This window comes from Sneathiella chungangensis, assembly GCF_009882935.1.
Classification (GTDB): Bacteria; Pseudomonadota; Alphaproteobacteria; order Sneathiellales; family Sneathiellaceae; genus Sneathiella; species Sneathiella chungangensis.
This window is the reverse complement of record NZ_WTVA01000003.1, coordinates 458,754-467,903: the sequence shown is the minus strand read 5'-3', so window position 1 is coordinate 467,903 and position 9,150 is coordinate 458,754. Positions and strand designations below refer to the sequence as shown.

Here is a 9,150-nt window from a genome sequence, read left to right as displayed (position 1 = left end):
CATCCAGACCCGCCCCGTCAGCGTGACGCGGTTTATAGGCACATCATCCAATCACGTCAACGGAAATTTTTCAGTTTTTTTACAGTCTTCAATATCTTGTATAGTCCCCCGCCGAACCGCCTAGTAAATGCCCCGAAAAGCCCGTACGGCGCCCCCGGCCCGGACCGGCGGCAGCGGTTTACGGAATCACTCAGTAGGAGCGCGGCAGATCGAGTTCATGTTCGGCGAGATAGGAGAGGATGAGATTGGTCGAGATCGGCGCGATCTGGTAGAGCCGGGTTTCGCGGAATTTGCGCTCGACATCATATTCCTCGGCGAAGCCGAAACCGCCATGGGTCTGCAGGCAGGCTTCCCCCGCTGCCCAGGCGGCTTCCGAGGCCAGCATCTTCGCCATATTGGCCTCCGCCCCGCACGGATCGCCCGCGTCATAAAGCCGGCAGGCCTCCTGCACCATCAGCTTGGCCGCGCGCATATCGGCATAGGCCCGGGCGATCGGGAACTGGATGCCCTGGTTCTGCCCGATGGGCCGGCCGAAGACCTTGCGATCGCGGGCGTAATCGGAACCGGTCTTGATAAACCAGTCGGCATCGCCAAGACATTCGGAGGCGATCAATATCCGCTCCGCATTCATGCCGGTCAGGATATAGCGAAAGCCCTTCCCCTCCTCCCCGATCAGGCTGGAGGCCGGGATGCGCATGTTATCGAAGAAAACCTCGGTCGTCGCATGGTTGATCATGGTGCGGATCGGGCGGATGGTCATGCCGTTGCCCACCACCTCGCGCATATCGACGATAAAGACGGAGAGGCCGTCGGCGCGCTTCGCCACTTTCTCTTTGGGGGTCGTGCGGGCGAGCAGGATCATCAAATCGGAATATTCGGCGCGGCTGGTCCAGACTTTCTGGCCGTTGACCACATAGTCATCGCCATCGCGGACAGCCATGGTCGAGAGACTGGTGGTATCGGTCCCCGCCGTGGGCTCGGTCACGCCGAAGGCCTGCAGGCGCAGCTCCCCGCTGGCGATACCGGGGAGGTATTGTCTCCGCTGTTCCTCCGATCCGTGGCGGAGCAGCGTGCCCATGGTATACATCTGGGCATGGCAAGCGGCACCGTTGCAGCCGTTCGCATGGATCTCCTCGAGGATCGCCGAGGCGACGCTTAACGGAAGCCCCGCGCCGCCATATTCCTCCGGGATCAGGGAGGCGAGCAGCCCCGCCTCGGTAAGCGCATTGACGAATTCCGAGGGATAGGCCCGCTCCCGGTCCTTCTCCCGCCAGTAGGCGCCCGGAAAATTTTCGCACAGCTGGCGAACGGTCCGGCGGACCTCGCCGATAATATCTTCATCCATGGGATCTCTGCCTCATACCCCGTGCAGGGTGACGAAATTGTCGAATTCCTCGCGTTCCGAGACCAGTTCGTTGATCACCGCGGCCTCATCGCGATAGCCGAGCGCCATGCCGCAGAAGAGAATCTCGTCGTCCGTAAGTGAGAGATGCTCTTTCAGGGTTTGCGGCCAGCGGGCCCAGGCTTCCTGCGGGCAGGTATCGAGGCCATATTCGCGGGCGAGCAGCATGATATTCTCCATGAACATGCCGACATCCGCATATTGCCCGACCTCCATCTGCCGGTGGAGAACGAAGAAAATACCGACGGGCGCATCGAAGAAACGGAAATTCCGCGCAAGCTGCTTGAGCTTGCCCGGCGTATCCTCCCTCGGCACGCCGATCAGATCGTAGAGCTGCTGACCGACAATGCGCCGCCGGGTCCGGTAGGGGTCCACAAGCTCCGGCGGATAGACGTTATATTCGGGCGTTTCCCTGACCCCCTTCGCGAGCTTGTCCGTGACATCTTTGACAAGCGCCGTCAGGGCATCGCCCATGACCACATGCACGGTCCAGGGCTGCAGGTTGCCGCCCGACGGCGCCCGCTTCGAGATTTCGATAATCTCGCGGACGGTTTCCACCGGGACGGGCTTGTCGAGAAACTGGCGCACGGTCATGCGCGACTTGATCGCCTCAGATACTTTCAAAATACATTCCTCACGTCGTTGAAGCGCCCGAAGGGTCTAGCCGATCCTGGCGTAGCCGTTGTTGAGGACGACGATATCCCGCTCCTTCACGCGGCAGCGGAAGGACGTCACGTCCTCGTCGTGCCACATTTCGGTTTGAATCGTCTCGCCCGGATAGACCGGGGACGAGAAGCGCAGGCGCAGCGATTTCAGCTTCGCCGGATCATAGCCGCAGGCCTGCTTGACGATGGCATGACCCGCCACCCCCAGGGTGCCGAGACCATGCAGGATCGGCGCCTTGAACCCGGCCGCCGTCGCGACGCGCGGGTCCGCATGCAGCGGATTGAAATCCCCGCTCAGGCGATAGATGAGCGCCGCCTGCTTCAGGGTCGGCAGCTCGACCACGCTGTCGGGTGCGCGATCGGGCAGTTCATGGGGTTTCGGCGCCTCCACCTTCGGGCCGCCGAAGCCGCCATCACCGCGACAGAAGGTCGTGGAGGTAAGGGTCGCCAGCAGATCGCCGCTCGATTTCTCCCGCACCTCGCGGGTGGAGTACATGAGCGCGCCCTTGCCCTCCCCCTTATCAATAATCTCGGTGATCTTCGTCGTGCCGACGACCGTGCCTTCGGCGGGCAGCGGCTTGTGAATCTCGATCCCCTGCTCCCCATGCAGGACCTTCACCCAGTCGACGCCGAATTCCGGCTGTTTCAGGAAAAAGCCGGGATAGGCGAGCACCACGGCCATGGTCGGCAGGGCCAGCAGATCCTCCTCATAGGTGAAACGGAGCTGGTCCATATCGAGCGGGTCCATGGACAGCCCGACGCCGAGCGCATACAGGATCGTGTCCTTCGACGTATAGGTCTGCTCGATATCGTCGAACTTCCAGTTGATCAGCTTGTCATAATCGATCGTCATGCCGCCGCCCCCTAGACCGGATCCCAGGAGAAGACGTCGCCGGAGCGTTCCAGCGGCACCAGCGAGGATTTCACCGCCGGGCCGAAGCGCGAGGCCACGCTTTCCGGCGTCCAGCCATCGGAGGTCTGCAGGTTGCGGATCGGGCGCGGCTGGCTCATCAGGCAAATCTCGTTATTGCGGACAACGAAGATATTGCCGGTGATGTCGGCAGCCTGGTCGGAGAGAAGATAGACGGCGAGCGGCGCGATTTTCTCCGGCGTCATCTGCTGGATCTTGGCAACCCGTTCGCGTTCGGCATCCGTGCCTTGCGGGATCGTTCCAATCAGGCGCGACCAGGCAAAGGGAGAAATGCAGTTCGACCGCACGTTAAAGCGCGACATATCAAGCGCGATGGAGCGCGACAGCCCGGCGATGCCGAGCTTGGCCGCCGCATAGTTCGCCTGCCCGAAATTGCCGATCAGGCCCGAGGTCGAGGTCATATGCACCATGGAGCCGCTCTGCTGCTCGCGCAGATAGGGGGCGGCGGCGCGGGCGACGTTGAAGCTGCCCTTGAGGTGAACGGAGATGACGGCGTCGAATTCCTCCTCGCTCATCTTGTGGAAGATGACGTCGCGCAGGATACCGGCGTTGTTGACGACACAGTCGATGCGACCGAATTCCCGCCGCGCGGTTTCGATCATCTCGCCGGCATCGTCGGATTTTGCGACATTGCCGAAATTGGCGATGGCTTCCCCGCCGGCATCGGTGATGGTTTTTACGACCTCAAGCGCCGGCACCTGATCGGCCCCCTCGCCCTGTTCCGTGCCGCCCAGGTCATTGACGACGACCTTCGCGCCATACTCTGCGCACATGATGGCGATCCCGCGGCCGACACCCCGGCCCGCACCCGTTACCACCACTACTTTTCCCGCAAGCATATCGTGATCAGACATTTCTTATCCTTTTGTTGTTTATTCTTGTTGTTGTTTTTTCTTGTTTATTGCCGATCTCCAGGATTGATCCCAGCGTCCTTGCGCCCGATTATAAGCATCGCCCCCCCGCCGTCGACAAAAAAATGAGCCGCCCGGGGCTGGCCAGGCGGCGGTGCAGGTGGCGGTGCGAAGGGCAGGCTATTTCTTGGCGGCCTTGGCGAGCGACTGCAGCGCCGAGGAAGCGACGACCTTGCGCTCATTGGCATAGGCCTCGTGGTTCTTCTCGATATCCTTGAGGCTGTAATAATAATTCACCAAGAGCCCGGCGGACTGCGCAAGACCGTTCGGCGAGGTATCGCCGAGCCAGTTGAGCTGCTCAAGCCGCGCGCCGTTGCCAAGATGGAATCGCGTCACCGGATCGAGCGGACGCTCGCCGCTTTTCTCGTTGATCAGGTAATGGGCGCAGAGATGTTCGAGCGGTTCGCGGATGTCCTCGACGACCTCCGGCTTGTTCGGCCAGTCGGGATCGCTGATCGCCTTGCGGACGGCGTTGACATCCTTGAAATGCATGCCGGCAACCGCGCCCTTGACGCCGGTCAGCCACCGCAGGAAGCCGGGGATCGGCGACAGGGTCGCGAAATGCCTGAGGTTCGGCAGCTCCGCCGAGAGTTCCGCCACCACCTGCTTGATCAGGAAATTGCCGAAGCTGATGCCCTTGAGACCGTCCTGGCAGTTGCTGATGGAATAGAAAATCGCCGTATCGGCCTTGGTCGGATCGCCCCGCTCCCCCTCCCGCGAGAGCAGCGGCGGAATCGCCGAGGCGAGACCCTTCACGAGCGCGACCTCGACGAAGATCAGCGGCTCATCGGGGAGCGCCGGATGGAAGAAGGCGAAGCAGCGTCGGTCCTTATCCAGCCGGCGGCGCAGATCGTCCCATCCCTCGATCTCGTGTACGGCCTCATATTCGATCAGCTTTTCAAGAACCACGGCCGGGGTGCGCCAGGAAATCCGCTCCAGCGAGAGAAAGCCGCGATTGAACCAGGAGCTGAGCAAATGCTGCAGATCGCTGTCCACGGCCTTGAGCTCGGGTTTCTTGCGCAGCAGGCCGACAAGGAACTTGCGCATGGCGACGATCGCCGCGGTGCCGCCCGGCGCGAAATTGATCCGCCGCATCAGTTCCTGGCGCGGCGCCTCAATCGCATCGGCCAGCAGACGGTAATTGTCCGCGCTTGGCTCTTTATGATAGGTCGCGACGGCCTTCTCGATTTTCTTCTGGTCCGGCGCCATCTCCTCGCTCAGAAATTTGAAAAAATTGAGTTTTTCCTCGTCAATCAGGACGTTCCAGGCCTCCACCACCTCGCGGGCAAGCGCCATGCCCGACGCCTCGCCCTTCTGGGTCAGCAAGTCCCGGCACAGCCCCTCGATGCTGTGGCTCCGTTTCTTGCCGCCGCGCAGGTCGAGAAGCTCGCGTCCGGTATCCGCAATCGAATTGAAAAACTGAGAAACAAACGTCGGTGCCATATTTCATTCTATCCCATAATTTTTTCCGGCAACCAGGTCGCGATCTCCGGAAAGAAGCACAATATTACGATCCCCACGATCATGCAGAGCATGAATGGCAGGGCCCCTCTAAGGATCGTCGGCAGGGATATCCCCGGCGCAATCCCGTTGATGACATACAGGTTCAAACCCACTGGCGGGGTGATCAGACCTATTTCCATATTTATGGTCAGGATCACCGCAAACCAATAGGGATCGAATCCCGCATTGATAATAATGGGGAGCAATATTGGCGCTGTCATGACAATGACGGCAACGGGCGGTAAAAAAAATCCGGCGACGAGCAGAAAGACGTTGATCATCGCCATCAGCACCCATTTATTGACGTCGAGTGCGGCGATATATTCGGCGACCGACTGGGTGACGAAGAGGCTGGAGAGGGTATAGGAGAACAGCGCCGAGGCACCGATGATCATCAGGATCATGACGCTTTCGCGGGTCGAGCTGCTGAGGATTTCCCAGATTTTTTTCGGCTGCACGATCCGGTAGATCACCGCGACCAGCAGCAGGCAGAAAAAGGCGCCGACGCCCGCGGCCTCCGACGGCGTCGCCACGCCGCCATAGAGCACGAAGAGGATGCCGACGACGATCGCAAGGAACGGCAGCACGCGCGGCAGGATCTCGAATTTCTGCCGCCAGGAGAAAGAGCCGATCTTGTCGCGGAAGTCATAGCCGCTCCGCCAGGCGAAGAAAATCGCCCAGGCCATGAACAGCGCCGTCAGGAGGACGCCCGGAAAGACGCCCGCAAGGAACAGCCGGCCGATCGAGGTTTCGGTGGCAATGCCATAGACGATCATGGTGACCGACGGCGGGATCAGGATGCCAAGCGTGCCGCCCGCCGCGATCGATCCGGCGGCGAGGCTGTCGGGATAGCCGCGCTTCTGCATCTCCGGGATGCCCATCTTGCCGATGGCGGCGCAGGTCGCGGGCGAGGATCCGCTGAGCGCCGCGAAGACGGAGCAGGCGCCGATATTGGAGATGATCAGGCCGCCCGGCACCCGGGTCAGCCAGCGATCGAGCGCCTCGAACAGGTCTTTCCCCGCCGGAGAGGAGGCAACCGCCGCCCCCATGACAATGAACATCGGGATCGAGACAAGGGAAAATTCGCCGATCCCGGCAAAGAAGGTTTCCGCGACCACGCCAAGGCTGTCAAATCCCTCAAACAGGACAAGGAACAGGAAGGAAACGAAGCCGAGGCCGAAGGCAACCGGAATGCCCGTCGCCAGAAGCAGGACGACGGCAATCGCCGCCAGGATGCCGATTACGAGAGGATCCATGGTCAGTCTCCCCCCACGATATGGCCGGCGGCGATGTCCGGGGTTTTCAAATCGAAGGCAATGCCGATGATTTCCGCGACATACTGCACGCAGAGAAGCGCCATCCCGAAGGCCATCGGGAGATAGGCAATCCAGAGCGGCAGCTCCCAGACCGTATCGGTAACCCATCCGCCCTCGATCGCGTCCATCAACAGGAGATAGCCCTGCCAGGCCAGCCCGGCGCAGAACAGGAGCGCGATCAGCGAGGCGATAATCGCCATCGCCTTCTTCGGTCCCGGCGCAAGATAATGCGGCAGCAAATCAACATTCACATGGCCCTTGACCAACAGGACATAGGGCGCGCCGAGAAAGGTGGCGGCGACAATCACATAGGTGACATATTCCGTTTGCCAGACGGTCGATTCATTGAGGAAATAGCGCAGAACCACCATCTGGCAGACGACAAAAATGGCGGAGGTGACAAGCAGAGCGGCCATGATACCGAAAAATTTCGACACCGCATCGATGGCGTTCAGTAAAGAAGACATGTGCGCCCCCTAAAAACAGTAAAAAAAATGCTCCCGGCGCGATGATCAAAGGCGCCGGGAGCTAGCGGTGGCTTATTCGACGGAGAGCGCTTTCTTGATCAGCACGTCGCCGCCTTTGACATTTTCCGAGAAGCTCTTGTAGGAGGTCTCGTTGGCGATTTCGCGCCAGGCCTGCGCCTGCTCCGGCGTCATTGATACGACTTCAACGCCCGCATCCTTGTAAACCTGAACCAGCTTGTCATCGAGGCCCTTGGCGGCATCGAAGAAATAATCCTCCGCGACCTTGCCGGCGGCCATCAGCGCATCTTGCTGTTCCTTGGTCAGCTTGTCGAAGCTCTTCTTCGACATCAGGATCGGCTCATACATGAACCAGAGCGCATTCTCGCCGGGCGCCGTCAGGCATTTCACCTGCTCATACAGCCGGTAGGAGACGAAGCTGCCCGAGCTGGTGTTCGCCGCATCGAGAACGCCGGTCTGCATGCCGTTGTAGATTTCCGAGCTCGGCATCGAGGCGATCGAGGCCCCGGCCCCGACCAGCATCTGCTCGAACGCCTTGCCGGCCGCGCGGGTCACCTGCCCCTGCATGGTTTCCGGACCGAGGATGCAGGTCTTCTTGGAGGCAAATCCACCAGCGAGCCAGGCATCGGAGAGCACAACGACGCCGGAGTCATTGATGATTTTCTTGATGTCATCCATGAACGGCGATGTATTGAGCCGCTTGGCATGCTCGTGATTCTTGACGAGGCCCGGCATCAACGTCGCGTCGAATTCCGGATGACGGCCCGCCGCATAGGAGAGCGGAAAGGCGGAAATATCGAGAAGCCCCTTTTCCATGGCGCCCCACTGTTCCTTCGCTTTGTACAGGCTCTGTCCCGGATAGACCTTGATGTCGATGCCGACATCGGCCTTGGCGACTTCCTTGGCGATGATCTGGACCATCTCGTCCCGCACGTCGCCCTTGCCGCCCGGCCACTGGTGCGATGCCTTTAATGTTTCCGCCGAGGCCGGCACGGCCGCCGCGCCAAGACCGAATGCGAGGGCCATAGAAACGCCCACCAGTCCTTTAGAAAATGCTTTCATAATCGTCCTCCCGTAATGCAGGCTAGGGTCGCCTGCGGATTTTTTCTGTTGTTACGTCCCGCATGAACCCGGTCGGGTTTTGGCATGCTTGCGCGTGATAGTATGGGAGAATTTTATTCTTGTATACAAAAAATTGTTTCGTGCGCACAAGAATGGTGGTAAGGTCCCCGGACCAATCAACCAGGCGGATTTTTCATGACGTCACGCGCAAACGAGATACTCCCTGTGCTAGAACAGGACATCGTCACCGGGGCCCTGAAACCGGGCACGCGGCTCGACGAGACGATCCTCGCCGCGAAATTCGGGGTCTCCCGGACACCGATCCGCGAGGCGCTCAACCGGCTGTCGGCCTCGGGGCTGGTCGAGATCCGGCCCCGCCGCGGCGCCATTGTCGCCGCCATTTCGCTGCAGGACCTGATGAATATGTTCGAGGTCATGGCCGATCTCGAGGCGCTCTGCGCCCGTCTTGCGGCGCGGCGCATCACACCGGCGGAAAAGACGGAACTGCTGGCCGCGCATGTGGCCTGCGACGCGCTCTCGGCGACCGACCGGTTCGATGACTATTACGAACTCAACCTTAATCTGCACGACCTGATCTACAAGGCCAGCCACAATGCCTTCCTTGAGAAGCAGGTGCGCGAGCTGCGTCGGCGGCTGTCCCCGCACCGGCGGCTGCAGGTCCGCATCCCCGGCCGTATTGGCTCCTCGTCAGAGGAGCATGGTGCGCTGGTTGATGCCATTATCAAGGGCGATTCCGCCCTTGCGGAAAAGCTGACCCGCGATCATGTCGCCATCCAGGGCGAACGCTTCACGGATTTTCTCTCCACCCTCCCCTCCCAATATCTTCAGGCATCAGCCTGACGCGATTTAAAGAA

9 protein-coding genes are annotated in these 9,150 nt (G+C 60.5%); 1 reads left to right on the top strand and 8 read right to left on the bottom strand.

From position 1 onward, the window contains the following. Positions 1–190 precede the first annotated feature (190 nt). From GQF03_RS09265 to GQF03_RS09230, 8 genes are all read right to left on the bottom strand, one after another. Positions 191–1,345, bottom strand: a complete 1,155-nt coding sequence (locus GQF03_RS09265; protein ID WP_161338957.1) for an acyl-CoA dehydrogenase family protein — start codon at positions 1,343–1,345, stop codon at positions 191–193. 12 nt (positions 1,346–1,357) lie between these two features. Next, complete coding sequence (locus GQF03_RS09260; RefSeq protein ID WP_161338956.1) at positions 1,358–2,026, bottom strand: nitroreductase; 669 nt, start codon at positions 2,024–2,026, stop codon at positions 1,358–1,360. Positions 2,027–2,062: 36 nt separating this feature from the next. Further along, positions 2,063–2,920, bottom strand: coding sequence for a MaoC/PaaZ C-terminal domain-containing protein (locus GQF03_RS09255; RefSeq protein WP_161338955.1), 858 nt, complete (start codon positions 2,918–2,920; stop codon positions 2,063–2,065). An 11-nt stretch (positions 2,921–2,931) separates the two neighbouring features. Then, positions 2,932–3,852: an SDR family oxidoreductase gene (locus GQF03_RS09250; RefSeq protein ID WP_162858449.1), complete on the bottom strand. Its 921-nt coding sequence runs from the start codon at positions 3,850–3,852 to the stop codon at positions 2,932–2,934. Positions 3,853–4,029: 177 nt separating this feature from the next. Then, positions 4,030–5,352 (bottom strand): malonyl-CoA decarboxylase, encoded by a 1,323-nt coding sequence (locus GQF03_RS09245; RefSeq protein ID WP_161338954.1) that lies wholly within the window; start codon positions 5,350–5,352, stop codon positions 4,030–4,032. Between the two features lie 8 nt (positions 5,353–5,360). Beyond that, positions 5,361–6,668, bottom strand: a complete 1,308-nt coding sequence (locus GQF03_RS09240; RefSeq protein WP_161338953.1) for a TRAP transporter large permease — start codon at positions 6,666–6,668, stop codon at positions 5,361–5,363. A 2-nt stretch (positions 6,669–6,670) separates the two neighbouring features. After that, positions 6,671–7,195: a TRAP transporter small permease subunit gene (locus GQF03_RS09235; protein ID WP_161338952.1), complete on the bottom strand. Its 525-nt coding sequence runs from the start codon at positions 7,193–7,195 to the stop codon at positions 6,671–6,673. A gap of 72 nt (positions 7,196–7,267) precedes the next feature. Further along, positions 7,268–8,275: a TRAP transporter substrate-binding protein gene (locus GQF03_RS09230; RefSeq protein ID WP_161338951.1), complete on the bottom strand. Its 1,008-nt coding sequence runs from the start codon at positions 8,273–8,275 to the stop codon at positions 7,268–7,270. A 195-nt stretch (positions 8,276–8,470) separates the two neighbouring features. Here GQF03_RS09230 and GQF03_RS09225 point away from each other — a divergent pair, with 195 nt between their 5' ends. Next, entirely contained in the window at positions 8,471–9,136 is a 666-nt protein-coding gene (locus GQF03_RS09225; protein WP_161338950.1) for a GntR family transcriptional regulator, read from the top strand. Positions 9,137–9,150: the final 14 nt, after the last annotated feature.